The following is a 23,792-nucleotide window of genomic DNA, read 5'->3' as shown; positions in this document are numbered from 1 at the left end:
GGAGATCGCGTTGGGTGACGGTACTCGTCGGTGTCCTGGCGCTGGCGCTGGGGTTGGGGGTGCTGACGGCTCCACCTGTGTGGGCTGCGTCGCCGCACATCACCTCCGGGGGCGTGGCGCTGGACGGTGCGACGGTGAGTTCGCCGTTCACCGCGGACTTGGCCGATGCCGACGGTGTCAGTGGTGACGTGACGTGGTTGCTGGACGATGCGTACGCGGGCAAGGACAGTACTGCGCCGTACCAGTGGACGGTGACGACCACCGCCGGATCGCACAAGCTCAAGGCCCGCTGGGTGACCGGCTCCACGACGACCTCGGTGACGGCGACGTTCACGGTGGGTGCGGCGGCGCCGGTGCCGTATCTGTCGTCGAACGGTACGAAGCTGGACGGGGCGACGCTCACTTCGCCGTTCACGGCGGACATCTCGGACGCGGACGTGGTGACCGGTGAGGTCACGTGGCTGCTGGACGATGCGTACGCGGGCAAGGACAGTACCGCGCCCTACCAGTGGACGGTGACGACGACCACGGGTTCGCACAAGCTGAAGGCGAGGTGGGTCACCGACGCCTCCACGGGGGCGACCGCGTCGGTGACTGCGGACTTCACCGTCACCGCGAGCCCGTATCTGACCTCGGGGGGCGCGGCGCTTGACGGCGCGTCGGTGACGTCGCCGTTCACCGCCGAGGTGGCCAACGCGAGCACGATCACTGGCGATGTCACATGGCTGCTGGATGACGCGTACGCGGGCAAGGACACGGCGGCGCCGTACCAGTGGACGGTGACGACGGCCGACGGTTCGCACAAGCTGAAGGCCCGCTGGGTCACCAACACGTCGACGGGGGCGACCGTGGAGACGCTCGCCGTGTTCACGGTCGGCACTCCGGTGGCGTGGACGCCGCCGAAGCCGGTGTACGAGGAGCCGGCGCCGGCGCTGAAGAGCCTGTGGACGACGGCGGACAACCGGCGTGCCCCGGTGGACGGTCTGTACGACTGGTCGAAGGCGGGCTTCGGCGGTGGGACCGTCCTGCCCACCGACGCCAATGTCCGGTCCGAGGACTCCTGCCGGATCTCCGCCGCCGAGCTGAGGGACGACTACGGTGTGGTCCCGGACGACGGCGCGGACGACACCGACGGCCTGCAGCGTGCCGTCGACCACATCAAGTCGGCGTGTTCTCCCGACGGTGACTACACCAAGGAGAGCCGGATCCTGCTGCCGGCCGGCACCCTGAACATCACCCATGAGCTGAGCCTGGACGCCGACTACCTGATCCTGCGCGGCGCGGGTTCCGGGACCAAGGGCACGCACCTGGTCTACCGTCCGGACGCCGACACCCGCTACGACGCCATCGCCTCGGACCACACTCGCTGGGACCAGGACGCCATGACGTCGGGGGATGCCTCCGGCGGCTGGATCTGGCCGGGCCGGGGCATGTTCCGGGTGCAGTCCCGAGCGGTGGCCGACAAGTACGCCGCCCAGTACGCGGCGGCGCCCGCGAACCGGAAGGACCTGTTCGAGGGCACGGTCAACGACCACTGGATCAACGGGCTCACCCTGCGCTCCAAGCCCGGGGACACCGGCTATGCGGCCCGCAAGGGCGACAAGACGATCTACCTGTCCTCCGACGCGTCGTTCGACAACCTCAAGGTCGGCGGCCTGGTCAATGTGATGGCCGCGAACTCGATGAAGTTCTACGAGGAGATGAAGGCGGTCCCCACCGACTTCGACCTTGAGAACGAGCACATGCGGCAGCAGGTGTTCATGGTCACCTCCGGCGATCCGCTGGAGAAGACCATCAAGCTCGACAAGCCGCTGGAGTACGACCTTCCCCTGAACTCCACCTCCGACGGCTCCGATCCGATCGACGGCAAGGTCTTCGACTCGAAGGTCACCCCGCTGGTCGACGCCGTGGTCGGCGTGGGGATCGAGAACCTGTCGTTCACCCAGGACATGCCGAACCTGGACAAGGCGCAGGCGTCGCACAACTACGGCAACATGGACCCGTCCGCGGCGATGCACGGCATCGTCTTCAAGTGGGCCGCGAACTCCTGGGTCAAGGGCGTCAAGGCGGAGATGACCGGGTCGCACCCGATCGTCACCGAGGTCGCCTCCAACCTGTCCATCGTCGACAACACCCTCGACGGCTCGTGGAACAAGGGCAAGGGCGGCAACGGCTACTTCCGCGGCTCCCGCGTCTGGGACTCCCTATATGCCGGCAACACCACGCGTAACCTGCGGCACTTCACCTTCCAGTGGTCGGCGTCCGGGAACGTCGCGATCGGCAACAGCTTCGACTCCGATCTCAACCTGCACGGCGGCTACGAGCGCAACAACCTCTTCGAACTCAACGAGGTGTCCGTCCCCTACGCCCACCGCTCCTCCAACTGCGACACCAACTGCGGTGATGAGGGCGGGAGCGATCCGGACGACTCCGACTGGTATCCGATCTGGTGGGCCGCGGGCAAGAAGGCGGTGAAGTGGTCGGGCTCCTCCGGGCCCGGCAACACCTTCCACAACAACCATCTGCGCAAACAGCTCGGCGACGACACCCAGCCGTACACCGAGTACAAGCCGTACAGCAGCCGTACCAAGGTCTACCGGTTCGGTTCCGACGGGGACGACTTCCACCACCTCGACCAGGGCGGCACGCCGATCGCCGACTGGGCGCACAACGAGGAGAAGGACTACACCGGCGGGCACGGAGTCGACGACTCCAAGTCCTTCACCGGCCGCTCGGTCTTCCTGAAGTCCATCAGTCTCACCGGCTACGGCGGCCCGCACCCCCAGCCGCTCAAGCGCACCTGGGGCTGCTCGTGCTGGGACGGGCGGGGCATGGTCAACACCCGTCTGGCCGCCGACCCCGTCAACACCGGCACCGGCACGCTGACCGAGAACTTCACCGACCTGTCCCTGGCCGGCCCCGGCCGTTCGCTGAGCTGGGACCGCACCTACAACAGCCTCGACCCGACGGACGGGCCGTTCGGACAGGGCTGGACGTTCGCCTACAACGCGAGCGTCTCGATGGTCGATGACGGCGGCACGTACACGTTCCGCAACGGCACCGGCGGCCAGACCAACTTCACGAAGAACGCCGACGGCACCTATACCCCGCAGGACCCGGGCGTCACCGCGACCATGGCCGACCGCAGCGGCGGCGGCTGGCAGCTGACCAACCTCGCGGGCGACCGGCTGCTCTTCGACAGCACGGGCCGTCTGGTCAAGGACGTCGACGACCAGGACCACGGCGTCACCCTCACCTACGCCGGCGGCCGGCTGGACACGCTGACCGACACCCTCGGCCAGACCTTCACCGTCACCTGGGGCACCACCGGCGCGGAGTCCGGGCACATCACCGGTGTCACCGCGTCCGACGGCCACACGGTCTCCTACGTCTACGACCTGTCCGCAGGCGCGAACCGGCTGATGGCCGTACGAGGCGTCGACAGCAAGACCACCCGCTACTCCTACGACCAGGCCACCGGCTACCTCAACGGCATCACCGATCCCGAGGGCCACGTCAGCGCGCAGACGGTGTACGACCCCGACACGGGGCGGGTCACCCAGCAGACCGACGCGGCGGGCGGGGTGTGGAAGTTCGCCTGGGATCCGGACACCGAGACCGCCACGATCACCGACCCGGCCGGGACCGTCACCCAGGACGTCTACCAGGGCAACGTGCTGGTCTCCCAGATCGACGCCAACGGACGCTCCACGGACGTCTACTACGACGACGACAACCAGGTCATCGCGGAGAACACCACCGGCCAGCAGCTCACCCGGAACGAGTACGACGACCGCGGCAACCTCACCCGCAGCTACCTGCCCACGACGGCCGACGACACCGACCCGCCGTCCGAGTCCTGGACCTACGACGACGACAACCGCGTCCTCTCCCACACCGACGCCCTCGACCACACCACCTCGTACGCCTACGACTCCCAGGGCCGTCTGACCACGACCACCTATCCCGACGACACCACCACCAAGCTCACCTACACCGCCCTCGGTCAGGTGGAGACGAGCACCGACCAGCTGGAGCGCACCACCAGGTTCGAGTACAACTCCGCCGGCGACCTGACCAAGGCGACCAGCCCCGGCGGCGCGGTGACGACCTACGCCTACGACGCCTCGCACAACAAGCTCAGCGAGACCAGCCCGCGCGGCAACGCCGACGGTGCGAGCGCGGCGGAGCGGGAGAAGTACACCACCCACTGGACCTACGACGACTTCGGCCGCGTCCTGACGGCCACCGACCCGCTGGACCGCACCACCACCAACATCTACGACAGCCTCGGGAACCTGAAGTCGGTCACCGCACCCGACGGCGCAGTCACCGAGTACACGTACGACGCCAACGGCAACGTCATCGACGAGACCGCCCCCGGAGACCGCGTCACCCACTACGAGTACGACTCCGCGGGCCGGGAGACCTCCGTCACCGCCCCCGACGGCGCGAAGACCACCAGCGACTACGACCCGGTCACCGGCTACCTGGCTGCCACCACCGCCCCCGCGGGCAACGTCGACGGCGCGGACGCCGAGACCAAGCGCCGCAACACCACCACCTACGTCTACGACGCCGCCGGCCGCCAGACCCAGGCCCGCGTCGTCGACCCGAACGCCCCCACCCGCTACCTGGCCACGGTCACCGCCTACGACGCCCAAGGCCGGGCCACCTCGGTCACCGGCCCGGACGGCGCCGTCACCCGCACCGGCTACGACGTCCTCGGCCGTGCCGAGAAGACCACCGGCCCCACCGGCACGGTCACCACCACCGCCTACGACGACATGGGCCGCACCCACAGCCAGACGGCCGGCGGCACCACCATCACCTCCGAATACACCGACACCGGCCAGCTGAAGTCCACCAAGACCGCCTCCGGCGCCCTGACCACCTACGGTTACGACACCGACGGGCGCCTGAAGAAGGTCACCGACCCGCGCGGCAACACCGAGGGCGCGGACCCGGCCGACTACACCACCACCTACGGCTACGACGCCGACGGCAACCGCACCGACGTCACCGACCCGCTCGGCCGTACCGTCCACACCGACTACGACGAGGCCGGGCAGAGCGTCAAGGTCACCGACCCGGACAGCAACTCCACCGTCTACGGCCACGACGACGCCGGCAACGTCGACCAGGTCACCACGGCCACCCTCGCGGTGACCAAGTACCACTACAACACCCTCGGCCAGCTGGAGACGGTCACCACCCCCCGCGGCCACCAGTACGGCTACACCTACGACGCGGCCGGACGCATCAAGACCAGCACCACCCCCGAGGGCCGCACCACCTCCTACACCTACACCCCCAACGGCCAGCCCGACACCGTCACACTGCCCCAGGGCAGCATCAGCTACCACTACGACACCCTCGGCCGCACCACCAAGACCGACTACAGCGACACCGCCACCCCCGACACCACCTACACCTACGACAAGGCCGGCCGGCCCACCGAAGTCAGCGACGGCACCACGACGGCCGAGTACACCTACGACAAGGCCGGCCGCACCACCGGCATCACCCGCGGCAACGACGACTTCGTCTACGACTGGGACAGCGACGGCCGCCTGACCAGACGCACCCTGCCCGACGGCCGCACCGAGGCGTACACCTACGACGACGACGCCCGCCTGGACACCACCACGTTGCACGGGGGCCAACTCGCCTCCGACACCACCCTCACCTACGCCTACGACGCGGCAGGCGAGCTGAAGACCACCAGCCGCAGCGACGGCCCCACCACCACCCGCGACTACGACCCGGCCGGCGACCTCACCCACCTCACCCACAGCCTGGGCAGCACCACCCTCGCCGAGCAGACCGTCGCCTGGAACCAGAGCGGCGCCCCCGAACGCGTCACCACCACCCGCGGCGACACCACGACCACCGCCCTGTACAGCTACGACGGCACCGGAGCCGTCGCCGGCATCTGCCTGCCGACCACCGGCACCACCTGCACCGCCGACTCCCCGTCCACCACCTACAGCTACGACGAGGACGGCAACCGCTCCACCACCATCACCGCCAACCAGGGCAGCGGCGACAAGACCACCACCTACCAGTACGACAAGGACGACCGCCCCACCACCGAAACCACCTCCGGCGCCACCACCACCTACACCTACGACGACAACGGCAACCTCGCCCGACAGGTCTCCCCGGCGGGCACCCGCAGCTTCACCTACCGCCTCGACGGCAACCTCACCGCCACCACCCTCGAAGACAGCCGCACCGTCGGCTACACCTACGACGAATCCGGCAACCGCACCAGCCAGTCCGTCGCCGGCACCAAAAACGCCACCTGGACCTGGGACACCCTCGGCGGCCTCTCCACCCGCATCGACGAGACCACCGCGGCCGGCACCACCACCCACCAGTGGTGGACCGACCCGACCGACTCCCTCGGCACCGCCACCCTCGACACCGCCGGCTCCGATGACCCCACCTGGCTGCTCGGCGACTACCAGGGCACCATCACCGACACCGCCGACACCACCGGCCTGACCGGCACCGCCACCTACGACCCCTACGGCGAACCCCTCACCACCCCCACCGGCACCTTCACCGCCAACCCCCTGCGCTTCCACGGCCAGTACCTCGACACCACCACCGGCCTCTACGACATCCGCGCCCGCGACTACACCAGCGCCACCGGCCGCTTCACCACCCCCGACCCCCAGCCCGCAGCCGCAGGCGCCGCCTTCACCGACACCTACCACTACGGCTACAATCGCCCCACCACCCTCACCGACCCCTCCGGCCAGTGCGCCATCCTGTGCAGCATCGCCGTGGGCGCGGTCGTCGGTGCTGTAGTCGGCGGCGTCGACTACGCCATCAACGGCGGCAGCTTCTGGGGCAAGGTCGGCACCGGCGCAGTCATCGGCGCCGCCGTCGGCGCAGGCGCCGGCTGGATCGCAGGCGCCGGATGGGGAGTCGGCGCCACCATCGCCGCCGACGCCGCCCTCGAAGGCTTCGGCAACCTCGCCTACGGCTGGGCCACCAGCGGCGGCAACTACAGCTTCTCCCAGGGCGCCCGCGACTTCGCCACCGGCGCAGCCTTCAGCGGCGCAGCCCGCGTCACCGCCAACACCCTCCGCGGGTTCCGTCCCCTCATCGACCCCGCCATCGCCCGCGCCAAGGCATGGCTCGCCAAGAACACCGTCGGCCACCTTCCCGCAGCGCTCCGCGGAAAATACGCTTGCGTCGACGGACCATCCAGCAACGGAACCGCCCATCGCACTGCCTCTCCCGAAGGCAGCGGAAGCGGCTCTGGATCTACAGGCCCAAGCAAGGGAAGAATCGCTCAGGAATCTGGTGCCGCGTACGAAGAGCATCTTGTTGCCGAGCTCGGAGGGAGCGGTGGTTTTAAGTCGGGGAAGAGGCAGCTGGACGGAAAGTACACCGATGGCGATGTCGAATACTGGTACGAGGCGAAATCGGGGGCTTATTGGAATTCGATTCTCGCCAATCCGCAAAAGCTTGTAAAGTTCAAGAGTGTTGCGGGTGAGGCGATGAACATCGCGCGAGACAATGGAGCCACCTATATAGTGATATCTCAGAATGCCATCCCTGACGAAATTACAGCATGGTTGGCCAAGAAGGGGATTCCCTGGAGGGTGGTGCCCTGATGGGTTTGGTTGCTTTCCCGGCTAGCGACACTAGCCGGGAGGTCGCGTGGAGTTACTCTGCCTTCGCGAAATTCCGTCGACTGCTGGCGAAGCAGGAAGGGATTTCCCTGGATGAAATGGAGGGATTTGGGGGTGATGGATCCTGGTCGGCAGTGAGTACTTCGCTCATTCCGCTGCTCAACAGGCCCGACGATGGATATGAAGACATTTCGTGCGCCGACTGCATGAAGATTCTGCCAAGATTGCGGAGCATCGTATCTTCGTGGGAGAGGGGAGGTGTAAGTGCAGTTTCCGCAGAACACATCGAGAGCGGCCGGGAGCTTGTTTCCGTCCTGGAGCGATGCGTGTCTGACGGTGTGCCGCTCATGTTCGCTTGATCCTGGAAGGCTGCGCCTTCGCCTCGGCGTCGCACTTCCCCTTCCGTAGCCCTGTGCGGCAGAGGCGCCTGCGCCGGCGGATCCGCCAGCAGCGGAGACGCCCGTCGCGCGCTCCTCTGATGGCAGTGCGGCGTGAGTAATCTGCCGTCAGGGAACAGCCCGCCGACCAGGGGTGATCCCTGGACTTTGGTGATGTCGGACCCAGGGCCGGCCGGGGTGTTCCAGTCGGCTGGGTTCGTGGTCGGCGCCCGGCGGCTGGGACGGTGGGGTGCAGCAGCGGCTGCGCGCGTGGGTGGCGACGGGGATGGCATCGAGGTGTACGAGATGGGCTGGACCGGATGACGGTCCCGGCCGGTCGTACCCACTGTGTTCAAGGCCACGCTCGACGCGTCCGGACCGTGCCAGCCTGCTATGCCATCAAAGGACCCGGAGCCGGAACTTCCCGAACCTGGTCGGTGAAGTAGTCGGCTCCGGCCCGTCCGACGGCCGGTCGCTGCTTGTCGTCGTCCTCGGACTCCCACCACTCGGCGACGATGCGCAGCGCGTGGGCGTCAGAAGTTCTAGCCCCAACGCCGTGTAGGGAGCAGTTTGTGCGCGGGCTTGGGGATCGGGTCTTTCTGATAGGCAAGGAATCTTAATGGCAGGGATGGTGGACCTTCCAGGTCGGGGTTACTGGACCGGGCCGTCGTGGTTGTTTGACTGGATGGTTAGCGGGATAGCTGAATTGGTTGAGTGGGGCGAGTTGACTAATCGCCTCAGGGAGATTGTAGAGCTCAACTTGGGTTTGCTAGATCTCGGGGATTTCGAAGACCGTGCCGCCCAAGAGATTCTGGATATTCTCGCGAGTCGGATGCTGCCTGTTGCCGAGGAGCGTCTGATCCTAAGATCAGGTTTCGATCGCGAGGATGCTATTGGGCAGGTTCGCAATCTGGCGGCGTTGGCTTCGGATGCGGCCCGTCCTTCATAGGGGGATGCGGCGAAGCTGTGGGAGTGCGGGTTATTTTGAACGGCGACGGAAGTCGGCGTACCGCATATCCCATTAGGTAGGTCGACTGCTGGCGAGGATGTCGTTTGCATCCTCGCCAGCAGTCAAGCCAGAGAGATTGAAGCGTAGTAGCCGATGACAATCATCGATTTTGAAACAGATCGCATGAGGCCGTATCCACCCGGGCGGTCCGCCGAGGACCTAACGAGGGCTAGCGAGACGGATATCAGGTACGGATACTTCGTGACCGATATCCACTTCGACGTGAACGGTGTGAATTTTGACAAAATGCTGATGGGAATCCCCGTCGTTGACTTCATGCTGTGTGTGGCATATGCGTATGGCGAACTGCAGCACCATGGCTCGGCCAGGATTGATTTCACCGAGAATGACAGCTACATCTCGTTGACTACCGACGAGGATGGGGCCGTGACTGTGGCCGCTCCTCAGATTTCAAGGGCCTCCCAAGTCGATGTGGGCGAACTGGCAGAGACGATTCGCGGATTTCTTGTCGATGGAAATCGAAGGCTCGTAGAGAAGTTTCCCTCATTCGTCCAGAGCTCTACGTATGCAAAAATTCAGGCCAGTGCCTCGCTGATTTAACCTTGAGGATCCATCCGATTTTCTCGACTGATTCCGCTATCTGACCAACGTGAAGGTACAGGTATGGAGGAGATCCACCCCTACCCTCGTCCCCCCGAGCTCGATCAATTGGCAGAATCCATCATTCGGCAACTCCGAGACGCTGGAATCCCCTCATCCCTCAATGTGAGTGATGGGGCAGGCGGTGCAACCGTCGAGGTTGATGTAAAAGAGGAAGGCCCTGGTGGTGTATATGTTTCCTGGAGGACCTCAAAACACCTCCGGGACAACGTGTGGGCCCTCATTCAACAAGGTGAATCGAGTTCCCCTCTCCTTCAGCACTATGGTGTCGTGAACCGTGCCATGCGGGACGCTATCCTAGAGATTCTCCTGTCTTCGGGTTTCACTGCCAGCACGACCGATGACTCTGATCTCTCACCATTCACCGTATATGTGGCACTTCCCCCCACTCGTTGAATCTCTTTCGTCCCCAGTCGTGCCACGTCAGAGATTCGGCGTAGCTTCGGTGCGCACCGAGGCGCGGTAAATATCGCGGCATGCACCGGAACGTGCTCCTGCTTGGTTGGCTAAGCGAGAATCGAGTCGCGTGCTGTCTTCATGTTCCTGTTTGCGACGGGGCTGCGAGGTCATGCGGATCAAGTGCGAATCTCGGATCTGCAAGCAGGCCACGGTGAACACATTCATGGCTGGTGCAGTAGGACTCGTAGCGCGGGTCTGCGGTCTGTTTGCCGCAGGTGTTCGTTCTCCAGTTCCAGGACCTGGGTGATCCGGACAAGCTGCTGCACCTGCGCGATGAGGCTGTCCCGCTCGCGGCGGAGCCTGGCTGTCTGGTCCCGCAAGACGTCACGTGGAGTGACCCCCGAAATTCCGATACCTGGACGCTGGATGCTTCGTCATCCAGGGGAAGTGATCCATGGTGGCAAAGCGGAGGAACTACCCCGAAGAGTTCAAGCGGGACGCGGTGGATCTGGTGCGCTCCTCGACAGACCGCTCCCTCACCGACATCGCCCACAGTCTGGGCATCCATCTGGAGACCCTGCGAAAGTGGGTCCGCGACGACAAGGCCCGCACCCAGGTGGCGGACGGCGGGGGTGATGCCGGTATGACCCCCGACGAGAAGGAAGAACTCAAGCGTCTGCGGCGGGATAATGCCCGGCTGGAGGAGGACAACGAGATCCTTCGGAAAGCCGCCGCCTATGTCGCGCGGGAGACGACACGGTGATCCGCTTCCGTTTCGTTGACGAGCACCGGAGCGCCCACAGGGTGAAGCGGATGTGCGATGTTCTCGGCTGGGACCGCTCCGGCTACTACGCCTGGCACCAGAACAGGGAAGCACGGCAGGAGAAGGCCGACGCGGAAGAGGTCCTGGCCGGCAGCATCCGGGCGATCCACACCGATTCCCGGGGAGCCTACGGCGCCCGCAGGATCACTCAGGCGCTGCGCAACCAGGGGAACCCGGTGAACCGTAAACGCGTCGCGCGGATCATGCGGGAGCGCGAGATCGTCGGGATTACACGCCGGAAGTCGCGGTCGCTGACGAAGCAGGACCGCACGGCGCCGCCAGCGCCGGATCTCGTCCAAAGGGACTTCACCGCACCGATGCCGGGCCTGGAATTCGTCGGGGACGTCACCTGTTTGCCGACGGCCGAGGGATGGCTGTACCTCGCGACGGTGATCGGCCTGTGCACACGGGAGGTCGTAGGCTGGTCGATGGCGGACCACATGCGTACGCAACTCGTCGCAGACGCGATTCGGATGGCGCATACGGGCGGGCATACGGCTGGCAACGCCATCTTTCACTCGGATCGCGGGTCGCAATACACCTCTCACCAATTCCGCGCTCTCCTGGGCGAGTTGGACATCCGGTCGAGCACCGGACGTACGGGTTCGTGTTTCGACAACGCCGCCGCGGAAAGCTTCTTCGCCGTCCTGAAAGCGGAGATCGGAGCGACGATCTGGGAGACCCGCGCACAGGCTCGGCAGGACGTGTTCCGCTGGATCGCGGAGCATTACAACCGGGAGCGGATCCACTCGACCATCGGCTACATCACGCCGTACCAGGCGAGGACCCGCTGCCACCAACGGCTGGACCTCGCGGCATAAAACGGAAGTGTCGGGACCCGAGGGGTCACTCCAGTCGACGTCGACCCCGACGACCCGCACAACTCCGTCCGCCTGCGGATCATCGGACACAAGGTGACCGGCGAACTTCCGGGAGAGGACGGGGAGAGCGCGGGCACCATCACCATCGAACAGGACGACGTCGATGTTGACGCCAAATCCACCCTGCGCCTGACCCAGCAGTTCCCGCCCAAGTACGAGCACCGCGAAATCCTGAGCTTCACCATGACCATCGACCAGCCCGGGAACGGCAGCGAACCGCTGGTTCTGACCACCAAGGAGCCGATGGTCCTCATCGGAAAACTGACCCAGTACCCGCCCCGCGGCGACCTCTACATGCTGGAGCAGCCCGTCGAGCTGGTCGACCTGAAGAACTCGGACAAGGTGCTCGCCGTCATCGAGAAGTTCCCCGTCAAGGTCGGCGGACTCTAAAGGACGCCTGCGGGACCAGTTCACCAGCTCAAGGGGCCGGTTTCCTAACGGTACGAGCTGCTGCCGACGGCAAGAAATCCTGCCGTCGGCAGCAGCGTCGACAGGCGACGCGGCTCCTGAGAGTGGTGCGGCCCCGGCCATACGTGTCCTCACACCGGGACCGTGGCTCAGCCCATGCACTCCACAGGCCGGGCAGGAGGCTGAGGGCTGTGCGAAGGTGCTGGTCGCAGCCATTCGTTGATGGCTGCGACCAGCACCTTCGCACCGTAGCGGACGGCGAGCTTTGTCGTACCTGATGGCGACAGCCCGGCGGCGCTTGAGGCGGTTGATCCCGCACCCGACCGCGCGCCGTTGCTTGCAGTCGTCCTCGTCGAACTTCCGCGGCCGGCCGCCGCGCGATCCGCGCCCCAGCCGGGCCATCTCACCACGGTGCTCCCTTTTACCGGAGAAGTCACCGGGCAGCGACCGCCATCACCCGAAAGAGCGAATGCCCTGAGCGGGGAATCTCAAGACGGCTTCATATGTGCTGCGCGTGTGCAGTCGAGCCTGAGATTATGAAGCCGAAAATGAGATCCTACAATTGGATGTGGGATCTCATAAAGGCTGTCATGACGTACCGGCATGTCTGCGGCTTCTCCGGTTGTCTCAGGCGGTTTCCACGCTGGTCAGTCTCATGCTCGTGTCCGGATCCTCAGGCTGGCTAACGAGTTTGGGGGAAATTGAGGTCCGGGCAGGACGCCCACCTCGTAGTCCTTGTCGGGGGCCGAAGGCGAGCTTTTGGACGGTTGCGATGGCCCCGAGGTGGTTGAGGTTCATCTTCCAGCTGCCCGCCATCAGCGGCGTACGCGTGGTCGTTGAGGGTCAGTCCTCCAGTGCGGCGAGGCCGGGGAGCGTCTTGCCTTCGAGGTATTCGAGGCTTGCGCCGCCGCCGGTCGAGATGTGGCCGAATGCACTCTCGTCGAACCCGAGCGTACGCACGGCCGCGGCGGAGTCGCCGCCGCCGACCACGGTGAAGCCGTCGCAGTTCAGCAGGGCCTGTGCGATGGCGGTGGTGCCACCGGCGTAGTCGGGGTGCTCGGCGACGCCGACCGGTCCGTTCCAGAAGACGGTCCCGGCGTCGATGATCTTGGAGGTGAACAGCTCACGGGACTTGGGGCCGATGTCCAGCCCCTCCTTGTCGGAGGGGATCTTTTTGGCGTCGACCGTTTCGAAGTCGGCCGGGGCCTTCGTCTTGAGGTCGGGGAAGTCTGCGGAGACCAGCACGTCCACGGGCAGCACGAGCTCGACGCCGTTCTTCGCGGCGCGCTCCATGTACTCGGTGACGGTCGGAATCTGCTCCTCCTGGAGGAGGGAGATGCCGATCTCGTGGCCCTTGGCCTTGAGGAAGGTGTACGCCATGCCGCCGCCGATCAGCAGCCGGTCGGCCTTGCCGAGCAGCTCGTCGATGACGGCGAGCTTGTCCGAGACCTTCGCGCCGCCGAGGACGACCGTGTAGGGGCGCTTGACATCCTCGGTGAGCTTCTTGAGCACGGCGACCTCGGTGTCGATCAGGTCGCCGGCGGCGTGCGGCAGCCGCTTGGGCAGGTCGTAGACCGAGGCGTGCTTGCGGTGCACGGCGCCGAAGCCGTCGCCCACGTAGAAGTCGGCCAGGGCGGCGAGGGCGTCGGCGAAAGCGCCGCGCTCCGCGTCGTCCTTACTCGTCTCGCCCGCGTTGAAGCGGAGGTTCTCCAACAGCGCGACTTCGCCGTTCGCCAGTGCGGCGACGGTGGCCTTCGCGCTGTTGCCGGTCGTGTCGGTGGCGAACGAGACGTTCTTGCCCAGGATTTCACCGAGCCGCTCCGCGGCGGGGGCGAGGGAGAACTGCGGGTCCGGGGCGCCCTTGGGCCGGCCCAGGTGGGAGGCGACGATCACCTTGGCGCCCGCGTCGGCGAGCTTGGCGATGGTCGGGGCGACGACGCGGATCCGCCCGTCGTCGGTGATGGTGGTGTCGTCGAGCGGGACGTTGAGGTCGGCGCGGACGAAGACCCGCCTGCCGGTGACGCCGTTCTGGATCAGGTCATCGATCGTCTTCATGAGAGGAGATCCTTGGAGGTCGGTGGGCTACAGGGCCGGTACGGCGCGATGTAGCGCGTACGGACCTGCCTGCTCACATCGAGTGGCTTGCTCTGGGGCTTCCGGGTTCGAGAGGGATCGCAGGGTGGAGGGGCCGTGACATGGGGGCGACCACGCGGGTTCTCGCAGCGTGAATGACCAGCTACTCCGTGTGATCTTGTCTCATCCTGCCTTCACCGGCATCTCTCGCCAACACTTCGGCGAGTTGATCGAAGAACTCGCGCCACGCTGGGAGTCGGCCCGTGAGGCCACGCTTGCCGAACAACGAGGCGGCGCCCGCAGACGAGCCTGTGGAGCGGGACGCAAGCCGAAACTGGTCTTCGTCGACCGGCTGCTCGTCACTCTGGTCTGCCTGCGCCTGGGGATGCCGCATCAGGCACTGGCCGACCTGTACGCAGTGGACCGCTCCACCGTCTCCGGCGCCGTCCGCCAGGTGCGGCCCTTGCTCGCCGCCCGCGGCTTCGCCATCCCCCGATCGCCCCGGCCTGCGCATCCGCACCCTGCAAGACCTGTTCGCCTACGCCGAGGCCGAGCGCATCGAGCTGTGCCTCGACGGCACCGAAGTACAGGTCAGGCGACCGCGCGCGGGACGCCCCGGCCGTAAGGCGTTCATCTCAGGCAACAGCAGTTCGGCGTCGGACCGCCGCAAGCCCCGTCGAGATGAGCCTGGCCCGCGCGTAGCCGGTCGGGCTCACCGACGAAGGACAGAATGATGCCTGGGTGCGCCTGTGACCTCCGCTTTTCGAGCGGAGCACCGACGAAAGTTCGAGCACAGCACCGACGGAACGCCGAGTAGAAGACGATGGATACCCGCACCGTGCGAAATCTTCGGAGAGTCACCGCGACATGACGAACAGCGCCCCTCAGACCGCTGCCGAGGACGGCCTCATCCACCACATTCGACAGCACGCCGAACTCTCCAAGACCGCCTACCGCGTCCCCGCGGACTGGAGTTACCCCAGCTCCTTCCATCTCCTGCTGGCCCTGGGCCGTCGGTTCACCCCCAGGCCCAGCCCCGATGATCTGATCGGCATGCCGGACCGGCTGTGCTACAGCAACGCCGCCCGCTACGCCCTGTCCCACCGTGACGAAGGCTTGGTGTACGCCGAGGGGTTCGCTCTCACCCACCACGAGTTCGACGTCTCCCTGCCTCACGCCTGGGTCGTGCGTCCGGACGGGACAGTGCTGGACCCGACCTGGGACGACCAGCCAGGACGAGCCTATGTCGGCATCGCGATCGCCGACCCCCAGCTGTGGCCCGTCGACGGCGGAGGGCTGCTCCAGGACTTCGACCGGACCGTGCCATTGCTGCGTGGCGGCTTCCCCCGAACTGCGCTCGCTGAACTCGGCCGCCCGCTGATCGAGGAAACGGTGGCCGCAGGCACAGCCCCGGGAGACGATCTCTAGCAACACGGCAAGGGCAAGGGCAAGGGCAGAGGCGTGAGTCACCGCATGCCAGCCGGTTTTGTCGGTGCCCACGTGATCTGCTCTGCCCGGCGGCCCTGCTGGACAGCCACTTCCTCGGTGACCCGCACCAGCTTGCGGCCCACCACATCGACGAACAGGAACGACACGGACCGCGCCCCGAACCCCTCCTGCAGATTCCGTGCCACTACATCCATGGAGGCCACCGGCGCGGCGTCCTTCGCCGCAGCCAGCACCTGAGCCAGCCCGAACCGGTCACCCGCCACAACAGCCTCCCTGCCTCACGTATCACCTTCCCCGCACCGCGCGGCCTGGGCATCCCAGACACCATCCCGGTATTGGCAGGGGGGGCGTCCGCAGCGGACCGTCCCCTGAGGAAGCGGGTAGCGGATCGCTGCTGGCTCAGGGACGGGGCGGCCGGCAGGCGAGCGCGTCGAGGAGACGACGGGTGAGGGTGCGGGCAGGGCTGGGCGATGCCGGGACGGGTTCGGCGGCGAGGGCTTTTACGAGTCGCCCGAGGCGTGATGGGGGTCGGATCACGGGGAGTCCTTGCAAGGTGGCGGGGATCCGGGACGGGTGCCTGCGGCTGTCATGTGGCCTCGGCTGAGCGGCCGTGGCGGATGCGGTCGAGCAGGCTGTGGTGGTAGCCGGCCAGGTCGCCGTCCGGGATGGGAGCGGGGCTGCCGGTCAGGGTGTACCACTCGTCGGCGCCGGTGTACTGGACAGTGGCGTGTGCGCTGTGTCCGTCGTCGCTGAGGTGGACGGCCACGGTGAGGTCGCCGGTGATGACGCCGACGTCGTCGGTCATCACGCCGCCCGGGCCGGCCGTGACCTCGTCGACGTAGATGGCTCCGGCCGCGGCGAGGGCAAAGTCCTGGCGGTCGGGGTCCGGTTGGGGCATCGTGCGGTCCTTGTACTCGGTGTCGTCGGCCGGGCAGCGCCGGCCGGTTACGGCGTGCTGTGGTGTGCCGGAACGCTGCGGGTTACGCCTCGCAGGTGTTCAGCATCTCGTCGAGCTTGGTCTTCTCCGGCTCGGTGATGTTGAGGTGGTAGGTGTACTTCACGTGGGTCCAGGCGCGGGAGTAGGTGCACCAGTAGGAGCGCAGCGGCGGGGCCCACTGGTCGGGTGACTGGTCGCCCTTGGACCGGTTGCTGGAGGCGGAGACCGCGAGCAGTTGGGGCTCGATGAGGTCGTTGGCGAACTTGCGGCGCAGGGCGGTGTCCCATGCGTCGGCACCCGAGCGCCAGGCGTTGGCGAGCGGCACGATGTGGTCGATGTCGGCCTGACCGGAGGCGGTGAGAACCTTGCCGTCGTAGGCGCTGACCCAGATGCCGGCAATCGCGCGGCATTGGGTGTCCTGGACGACGTCCTGGCCGTCGCGTTGCAGGACGACCTCGCGGGTGTCGCAGGTTCCGTACTGGATGACCCAGTGCGGGAACTTCGCCCGTGAGTAGCCGGTCATCGGGTGCGGGGCGGCGACGTTCAGTTCGCCGAGCTCCTTGCGGACGACCTCGGCCGGCGGGGGCTCGGGAAGGTCCCGCAACGCGCGTGCGGCAGTGGCCGTGTGAGGGGCCGCCTGCGGTGCTGCGGAAGCGGAAACGGTGGTGAGCGGGGCGAGTAGTGCGGTCGCTGTGACAGAGGCCAGGGCGAGTTTGTGGACGGGGCGCATGTGCTCGTCTCTCTTGACCGGCAGGGGTGCTGACGGTCAAGAGAGATAGCCGTGGACGCGCTCTGGGGCAGGGCACCCCGAGGCGGTGTCACCCGAACAGCGGGCAGGAATTCACCGCAGACACCTCACGAACGGAGTAGTCAAGTTGACGGCGGGCCACCCTGATGGACGGCGTGTCGGTGCGGCAGTCGATAATGCCCGCTTATGGCAGATCGCAGTCCGGTGCTCCGGATCATCACCTCGGCGGCGCGGGATTCCCTGAAGCCGCTCGGCCTGGCCCAGCGCGGGCGGTCGCGGCTGTGGATTGATGATCACGGGTGGTGGCTCGGCGTTGTGGAGTTCACCCCGTCGCGAATCGCCGGCAGTGGTCTGCACGTCGGTGCGATGTGGCTGTGGCACGACGTGGACCACCTGGCCTTCCATGTGGACGCAGTCAGGGTCGGCTCCGAGCTGTTTCGCACCGAGGACCAGTTCACGCGGCTGGCACTCGACCTCAGTCAGCAGGCGGCTGCGAACGTGACCGCGCTAAGGGAAAGGTTCCCGACTCTGTCGGACGCAGCCCGACACCTGACCTCCAGGCCGGTCCGGCGGGGATTCCTGTGGGACAACTTCGACTCTGGGATCGCAGCCGCCCTGGCGAGGGACCCGGACATGGCCCGCGATCACTTTCAACAAGTCCTTCGAGAGGTCGCACTGGCCCCGTGGATGGTCGATGCCCAGAAGAAGGCGCGTGAGCTTCACGCGATCGCGGCAGATCGCGACGCCGTGAGCGACTGGGTCACGCGGGCCGTCGACTCATGCCGGAGCAAGCTGGGCCTTGTTCCTGCGCCGTGTGCGATCAGCTGAACGGACCCGAGGGCCGAGTGACGGAGCTCGAACTCCTCTGAAAACGGGTCCTGTTGTCGTGACCGAGCGTTACTAAAGCTCGTTCCCGCAGGATCTGCCCTCGTCCGTGATCGACGCTTAGGGTGCTGCCGTGAGCAGCCAGATGATGTACGCAGGCCGGTTCCTCGGGGAGTTCCGGGAGCTTGAGCATGGCCGCACTGACGGGCCCTCGCTGAGGGACTGCGTGCAACGGGAAGGTGCGCCCTATGAAGCGGACCTTGTTCGCTACCTGCGTGCCGGCTCGGTGCTGGCCGCGACCACCTCACGAGTCCACGATGTCCTCAGCGCCAGGAGCGATCTGATCGGCAGCCTGCATCTCCTCACTGACGGTGAGTGGTTCTGGTACACGGACCTGGCGCACTACGTCGAGCGCTATCACGTACTCCTGGATGCACGTTTCATCGACCACGCACGCGGCCGCGGCTGGACACCGCCTCAGCTGAGCGACGCCGAACTTGCCCGGATCGAAGACGCCTTCTTCCCGGACGACGGTTCTGTACCCGTCGTCGATGACAGCGGGCAGTGAAGCGTGCCGGGGACGTCCAGCATTACCGCAGATCTACCCCTACTGTAATTGATCGTTTCAGAATGAAGCGCTTGGCCAGAGAGTTACGCGCTGCGATGATGCGAACTCGACTGGACGGTGGGGGACGGGGACACCAGATGACGCGGTGGCAGCTCTTACAGGGAGACGTCCTGGTCGGTGAGCTCAGTGAGTACGGCTGTGATCAGCCGTTCTTCCTGGCGCGCTTCAGCCCGGGACCTGGCTGGGAGAGCGTGAGGCCGTTGTTCGAGGCATTGGCGGCCTACAGGGGCCCGGACCCGGATGGGCTCAGGTTCGTCGCCCTGGCCAAGCCGTTGCAAGATTTGGGGCTCGCGCTGGCTCCGGTTGACGGCCAGCAGACTCCGTTGCAGCTCTTCAGGGACTGCATGGTGCGTATCTATGGGGCTGAAGCTCGCCTGCGCTACTGACCGAGCGATTGGCTGTCCGTTGGAGCTCGCGCAGACATATCAGGCTGCAGGCCAGTTCGAGCAGGCCCTGGTGGAGATCGGCGCGTCGTTCGTAGCGGGTGCGGAGCCGTTTGAACTGGTGCAGCCAGGCGAAGGCGCGCTCGACCACCCAGCGGACCTTGCCCAGTCCGGAGCCGTGGGCGACGCCGCGTCGGGCGATCAGCGGTTTGATGCCGCGTTTCCACAGCAGGCGGCGGTACTTGTCGAAGTCGTAGCCCCGGTCCGCGTACAGGCGCCGGGGCTTGCGACGAGGGCGTCCCCGCTGGCCGCGAATCGACGGGACGGCGTCGAGCAGCGGTAGGAGCTGGGTGACGTCGTGCCGGTTCCCGCCGGTCAGCGTGACGGCGAGCGGGGTTCCGTGACGGTCGACGATCAGGTGGTGCTTCGAGCCAGGACGGGCCCGATCGACGGGCGAGGGACCGACGTGATTCCCCCTTTGAGAGCCCGGACGTGCGACCCGTCCACGGAGCAGTCGTCCAGGTCCAGCAGGCCGGCACGGCGAAGCTCGGTCAACAGGGCAGCGTGCAGGCGCGGCCAGACACCGGCCTCGGTCCAGTCCCGCAGCCGGCGCCAGGCCGTCACACCGGAACAGCCCACGGTCTCCGCGGGGACATCGCGCCACGCGACACCGGTCCGCAGCACGAACAGGACGCCGGCGAGCGCCGCTCGGTCGGGAATCCGCAGCCGCCCCGGGTGGCGGTGGCGCCGTTCGGGAGCGGGCGGCAGCAGCGGGGCCACCCGCTCCCACAGCTCGTCAGGAACAAGATCAGCACGCACCCGGACACCCTGCCGACCAAGATCGTCGAGCACAAGACCCGCAGCTCGACTCATTCTGAAACGATCAGTAAGCCGTAGGGATGCGTTGGGAATCAGGCAACCTCCGTGGGGACAGCCGCGTCCGTGCGTGAAGCCGCCTGCTCGTCGAAGAGTTGCCGGTGCCGGAGGCAGTGGTGAAGCTGTCCGATCAGGCCGTTGAAGACGTTGCGTAGGGCAGAGGCATGCCAGTCTCCCGTGTTCCGGCGGTGGCGGTAGCGTGCCATCACTCCGGGGGAGGCGCGCAGGGCGGAGAAGGCCCAGAGGTAACCGGCGTGGTTGAGGCGCTGGTTCTTGATCCTTCGGTAGGCGACGGAAGTCTTCTTGCCCGAGGCGCGCGTGACCGGTGATGAGCCTGCGTATGCTTTCAGGCCGCGGGCGGTGGTGAAGCGTGTTCGGTCGTCGCCGATCTCGGCGAGAACGCGGGCCCCGAGCTGCGGACCAAGACCGGGGAAGCTGAGGATGATTTCGGCGTCCTCATGCTGAAGGAATGCCTCCTCAGCCGCTAGAGCGAGATCGTCCGCGGCAAGACAGGCGGCTTCGAGCTGGCGGAGCAGGGCCAGCATCTGCCGGCCCATGGCCTGCTCGGTGAGGGGAGGGTGAGATGCGCGGGCCGCCCGGAAAATGTCCCGGAGACGTCCTGCGTCCGCGTCGATCCCGCGCTGTCTGCCTGCCCGCTTCAGCGCGGCCGCGAGCTGGGCCCGGGTGAGTCGAGCGGCGCCGGCCGGGGTCGGAGCCGCCTTCAACAGCTCCAGCGACTCCGGCCTGCACAGGCCTCCCTTCCACCGGGCCACGGCCTCCAGGGCGGCTGGGTAGTACTCGCGCAGCAGTGACCGCAGCTGGTTGGCAACCTGCTGCCGGTTCCACACGGCGTCTTGCTGGGCGCGGGCAAGGATGGCCACAGACCTGGCCAGATCAGTGTCCTCGGGTATGGCGCGGTGAGCGTGCATGTCCGTGCGCAGTATGTTCGCCAGGACAAGCGCGTCGCCGAGATCCGACTTCTTCCGGGAGACGGAGTGGCGGTCCCGATAACGGGCGGCGGCCAGAGGGTTGATCGCATAGACGCTTCGGGTACCCGACCGAAGAGTAGCGACGAGCAGCCCCCGGCTGGTCTCGATCGCCACGGGGATGGGTTCCTCGGCGCTGTCGCCGTGCTCGACCAATAGGTCGAGCAGCTGCCCGTAGCCGACGACATCGTCGGTGATCCTGACCTTGGCCAGCAGCTGACCTGAATCGTCGACCAATGCCACGTCGTGGTGGTCCTCTGCCCAATCGATGCCGCAATAGATCACGTTGCCCTCTCCGAAAATGCCTCGACCCCGCTGATCACGAGTCCATGCGGGTCACGCAGCGTTCTAATTCCAGGCCTCGGCCGAGGGCCGGGCCGCCACCTCACTAGCCGTTCGTGACACCAGCGCACCGTACGGGCCTCGGTCTTGTGTCGGAGCTGCAAGAGCTCGAAGGGAGCAAGAGGTCACCGTGCGACGGGCTCGCGCCGTGAATCTACCGAGACAGGTGGGAAAACTGGGGCTGAGTGGCCGGGCCAGCTCCTGCTGAGCACGGTCTGCGGTTGGGCCTCAACGGCCAGAAACGATCCAGGCTTCTGCCGGAGTGACCCGGCCACCCATTCCCGCCGGGACGACCCGGCCTCAAGGCGTGTTCCTCCTGGCGAGGACTACTCCTTGGAATCGAATTAGAAACGAACCCACCACTGCTCTGCGGGGAAACGGCTGCAGCTGCGTGTGCTGCCTCACCGTGGTCTTTCGAGGCGGTCGGCGCCAGCGAGGTCACGGTGACCGGCACAGCCGGGCCTGGACCGGCTGCGCCAGCCGTGGCGGTCTGCCCTTGCCGAGCTGATGCCCGTCTGCGACAGGCTTAGGGCGCTGGGGTTATGCCTCGATAGTGACGGTGGCGTTCCCGGTGGCGATGGGCGGGGTGCCGATCCGGATGCCGACGCGTACCGCGCCGGTCGCGGCATCGGACTCGATCTCCATCTCGGGGTAGAGGACGGCCCACTTGCCGCCGTCCAGGTCGAGGGCCGCGCCCTTGAGGGTCAGAGTGCGGTTGCCGTTGGAGCGCTGCCCGGTCAGCTTGTCCTCGTCGGTCGCTCCTTCCCGCCACGCCATCACCCGGTTCTCGGTGAACCACAGGCCCTCGGGTGCGGTGAAGATGATGTCCGCGGACCCGATGCGGGTGCGTCCGGTGGTGGTGAGGGTGAACACGGCGGGGTAGGTCCACTGCTGGCCGGGCCTGACCCGTGACTGGTCGAGGCGGGTCTGCACGATGCGGAGGGTGGGTTCGGCCGCGGTGCCGGAGACTTTGGCCAGGATCTGAACGGGGGAGCGGCGGCCGATGCTGGCCGAGCCGTCGCTTGCGAGGCCGGGGCTGGCGCCGGGCTCGGCGCGCAGGCCGAGGCTGTAGACGAGGGTGCCGGCGTCGGTGTCGGTGGTGTTCAGGTGCGGGTTGTCGCGGATGGCCAGGGTACGGCCGGAGTCGTAGAGCTCGTGGTCGAGTTCGCCGGTGATGGCGCCCTGGACGGTGTCGGGGTAGGTGTAGGTGGGCCGGCCGGTGAAGACGAACCCGGTGGGGGTGGTGAAGCGCTGGGTGATGATGCCGGGGTTGACTGGCTGGCCGACGGGTGACACGAAGCGCAGCAGGACACGGACCGACTGGCCGGGGCAGGCTTCGGGGACGTTCTCCTGGTAGATAGTCAGGGCGCGTTTGTCGGCGACCGGTTCGGGGACGACGACGGTGACGGGCAGGGTGAAGCTGTTGTCCTTGAGGTTGAGGTCGCCGCCGTACTGGATCTCCAGCGTGGACTCGTACGTGCCTGGTGGGGTGGTGTCGAGGGCGCGGATGCGGAACACGCCGTCCAGGGTGCCTTTGCCGGGGGCCAGGTCGGTGCCGGGGAAGGTGCGCGTCAGGCGCCGTCCGTTGGTCTCCCGGGCGCTTTCCAGGCCGTCGGCCAGGGTGAGCACGATCGTGACGTGTTCTCCGCAGGCGATGGCGGGGCCGCAGTTGTGGACGCAGGCGCCGAGGTCGAACTCCTGACGGCGCGGGACGGTGACGAGCAGGACAGGCTCGCCGTACAGGTCGGCGATGGGTGGGGCGGCGGGGTCATCGTCGCCGCTCCGAAGACCTTGCGCACGCGCTGGTTCCCGGCGTCAGCGATGTACAGGTCGCCGGAGGGGGCCACAGCCACGCCGTAGGGGTAGTAGAGCTGCTGGCCCACCGCCGGTCCGCCGTCGGCGATGTACCCGGCGATGCCGTTGCCGGCGACGGTGGTGATGATTCCGCTGGGTGTCACCTTGCGGACCCGTTGGTTGTGGCCGTCGCCGATGTAGAGGTTCCCCGCCCCGTCCACCGCCACGGTGGCGGGGTAATTCAAGGACGTGGCGTCGGCGGGGCCGCCGTCGGAGACGAATCCGGGCTGGCCGTTGCCTGGCAATCTCAATTTCATGTCGGATCCGAAATTCATCCGACATTGACCGTGAGATTCCGACACGGAAATTGAGATCCTACAGGACTACAGCGGAGAACAGTTCGCCGGGGGCAGACAGGGAAGATCGCGGAAAGACTGGCCAACGGGTGCGAGGTCATGTCAAGGTAGACGACCTTGCAAGAAATCCCAGGTCAGCGACCCAGCGCACCTTCGGTGCGCGCCGGGGGCGTGGTAAATGTCGTGGCGTGCGCCGAGGTGCTTCTTGTCTGCCCTGCCGTGTGC

17 protein-coding genes and 2 pseudogenes are annotated in these 23,792 nt (G+C 66.6%); 10 read left to right on the top strand and 9 right to left on the bottom strand.

Going from position 1 to position 23,792, the window contains the following annotated elements; genetic code table 11:
- The first annotated feature begins 14 nt into the window (after positions 1-14).
- From ACIQVL_RS49440 to ACIQVL_RS49415, 6 genes are all read left to right on the top strand, one after another.
- Positions 15-7,634 carry a DUF6531 domain-containing protein gene (locus ACIQVL_RS49440; protein ID WP_403479000.1) on the top strand — a complete coding sequence of 2,540 codons (7,620 nt, stop codon included), beginning with the start codon at positions 15-17 and terminating at the stop codon, positions 7,632-7,634.
- 1,014 nt (positions 7,635-8,648) lie between these two features.
- A complete protein-coding gene (locus tag ACIQVL_RS49435) occupies positions 8,649-8,978 on the top strand; it encodes a hypothetical protein (RefSeq protein WP_403478999.1) in 330 nt (109 codons plus the stop codon).
- Between the two features lie 261 nt (positions 8,979-9,239).
- Positions 9,240-9,599: a hypothetical protein gene (locus ACIQVL_RS49430; RefSeq protein WP_403478998.1), complete on the top strand. Its 360-nt coding sequence runs from the start codon at positions 9,240-9,242 to the stop codon at positions 9,597-9,599.
- A gap of 913 nt (positions 9,600-10,512) precedes the next feature.
- Positions 10,513-10,821: a transposase gene (locus tag ACIQVL_RS49425; protein WP_403478997.1), complete on the top strand. Its 309-nt coding sequence runs from the start codon at positions 10,513-10,515 to the stop codon at positions 10,819-10,821.
- A complete protein-coding gene (locus ACIQVL_RS49420) occupies positions 10,818-11,702 on the top strand; it encodes an IS3 family transposase (RefSeq protein WP_403478996.1) in 885 nt (294 codons plus the stop codon). Before ACIQVL_RS49425 ends, ACIQVL_RS49420 begins: the two co-directional genes overlap by 4 nt.
- Positions 11,703-11,795: 93 nt before the next feature.
- On the top strand, positions 11,796-12,152 hold the full coding sequence (locus ACIQVL_RS49415; protein WP_403478995.1) for a hypothetical protein: 357 nt from the start codon (positions 11,796-11,798) through the stop codon (positions 12,150-12,152).
- Between the two features lie 728 nt (positions 12,153-12,880).
- Here ACIQVL_RS49415 and ACIQVL_RS49410 read toward each other — a convergent pair.
- Both ACIQVL_RS49410 and ACIQVL_RS49405 read right to left on the bottom strand, forming a co-directional pair.
- Positions 12,881-12,986, bottom strand: a pseudogene (locus ACIQVL_RS49410) (triose-phosphate isomerase); the annotation flags it as partial.
- A 27-nt stretch (positions 12,987-13,013) separates the two neighbouring features.
- A complete protein-coding gene (locus tag ACIQVL_RS49405) occupies positions 13,014-14,225 on the bottom strand; it encodes a phosphoglycerate kinase (RefSeq protein ID WP_403478994.1) in 1,212 nt (403 codons plus the stop codon).
- 169 nt (positions 14,226-14,394) lie between these two features.
- Here ACIQVL_RS49405 and ACIQVL_RS49400 point away from each other — a divergent pair, with 169 nt between their 5' ends.
- Together ACIQVL_RS49400 and ACIQVL_RS49395 are read left to right on the top strand one after the other, a co-directional pair.
- A complete protein-coding gene (locus ACIQVL_RS49400; protein ID WP_403478993.1) occupies positions 14,395-14,868 on the top strand; it encodes a transposase family protein in 474 nt (157 codons plus the stop codon).
- A gap of 242 nt (positions 14,869-15,110) precedes the next feature.
- Positions 15,111-15,671 carry a hypothetical protein gene (locus ACIQVL_RS49395; RefSeq protein WP_403478992.1) on the top strand — a complete coding sequence of 187 codons (561 nt, stop codon included), beginning with the start codon at positions 15,111-15,113 and terminating at the stop codon, positions 15,669-15,671.
- Positions 15,672-15,745: 74 nt separating this feature from the next.
- Here ACIQVL_RS49395 and ACIQVL_RS49390 read toward each other — a convergent pair.
- The 3 genes and pseudogenes from ACIQVL_RS49390 to ACIQVL_RS49380 form a co-directional block, all read right to left on the bottom strand.
- Positions 15,746-15,955: pseudogene (locus tag ACIQVL_RS49390) on the bottom strand (serine/threonine-protein phosphatase); the annotation flags it as partial.
- 323 nt (positions 15,956-16,278) lie between these two features.
- Positions 16,279-16,590, bottom strand: a complete 312-nt coding sequence (locus tag ACIQVL_RS49385; protein WP_403478991.1) for a hypothetical protein — start codon at positions 16,588-16,590, stop codon at positions 16,279-16,281.
- An 82-nt stretch (positions 16,591-16,672) separates the two neighbouring features.
- Positions 16,673-17,359 (bottom strand): DUF1524 domain-containing protein, encoded by a 687-nt coding sequence (locus ACIQVL_RS49380; protein WP_403478990.1) that lies wholly within the window; start codon positions 17,357-17,359, stop codon positions 16,673-16,675.
- A gap of 204 nt (positions 17,360-17,563) precedes the next feature.
- Here ACIQVL_RS49380 and ACIQVL_RS49375 point away from each other — a divergent pair, with 204 nt between their 5' ends.
- Both ACIQVL_RS49375 and ACIQVL_RS49370 read left to right on the top strand, forming a co-directional pair.
- Positions 17,564-18,205 (top strand): hypothetical protein, encoded by a 642-nt coding sequence (locus ACIQVL_RS49375; RefSeq protein WP_403478989.1) that lies wholly within the window; start codon positions 17,564-17,566, stop codon positions 18,203-18,205.
- A gap of 130 nt (positions 18,206-18,335) precedes the next feature.
- Positions 18,336-18,770, top strand: a complete 435-nt coding sequence (locus ACIQVL_RS49370) for a hypothetical protein (RefSeq protein ID WP_403478988.1) — start codon at positions 18,336-18,338, stop codon at positions 18,768-18,770.
- Positions 18,771-19,163: 393 nt separating this feature from the next.
- On the opposite strand, the gene ACIQVL_RS49365 is transcribed toward ACIQVL_RS49370, so the two are convergent.
- From ACIQVL_RS49365 to ACIQVL_RS49350, 4 genes are all read right to left on the bottom strand, one after another.
- A protein-coding gene (locus ACIQVL_RS49365) for an IS5 family transposase (RefSeq protein WP_403479035.1) occupies positions 19,164-20,032 on the bottom strand; the annotation gives its coding sequence in 2 pieces (ribosomal slippage) (positions 19,164-19,693 and positions 19,693-20,032; 870 coding nt in all).
- 92 nt (positions 20,033-20,124) lie between these two features.
- Positions 20,125-21,378 carry an IS110 family transposase gene (locus ACIQVL_RS49360; RefSeq protein WP_403479034.1) on the bottom strand — a complete coding sequence of 418 codons (1,254 nt, stop codon included), beginning with the start codon at positions 21,376-21,378 and terminating at the stop codon, positions 20,125-20,127.
- A gap of 579 nt (positions 21,379-21,957) precedes the next feature.
- On the bottom strand, positions 21,958-23,046 hold the full coding sequence (locus ACIQVL_RS49355) for a hypothetical protein (protein ID WP_403478987.1): 1,089 nt from the start codon (positions 23,044-23,046) through the stop codon (positions 21,958-21,960).
- Positions 22,989-23,528, bottom strand: a complete 540-nt coding sequence (locus tag ACIQVL_RS49350) for a hypothetical protein (RefSeq protein WP_403478986.1) — start codon at positions 23,526-23,528, stop codon at positions 22,989-22,991. The genes ACIQVL_RS49355 and ACIQVL_RS49350 overlap by 58 nt, the downstream gene beginning before the upstream one ends.
- Positions 23,529-23,792: the final 264 nt, after the last annotated feature.

Origin of the sequence: Streptomyces sp. NPDC090499, assembly GCF_044769305.1 — a bacterium.
Lineage (GTDB): Bacteria > Actinomycetota > Actinomycetes > Streptomycetales > Streptomycetaceae > Streptomyces.
The sequence above is the reverse complement of the archived record's forward strand: the minus strand, read 5'-3'. Positions and strand labels throughout refer to the sequence as shown.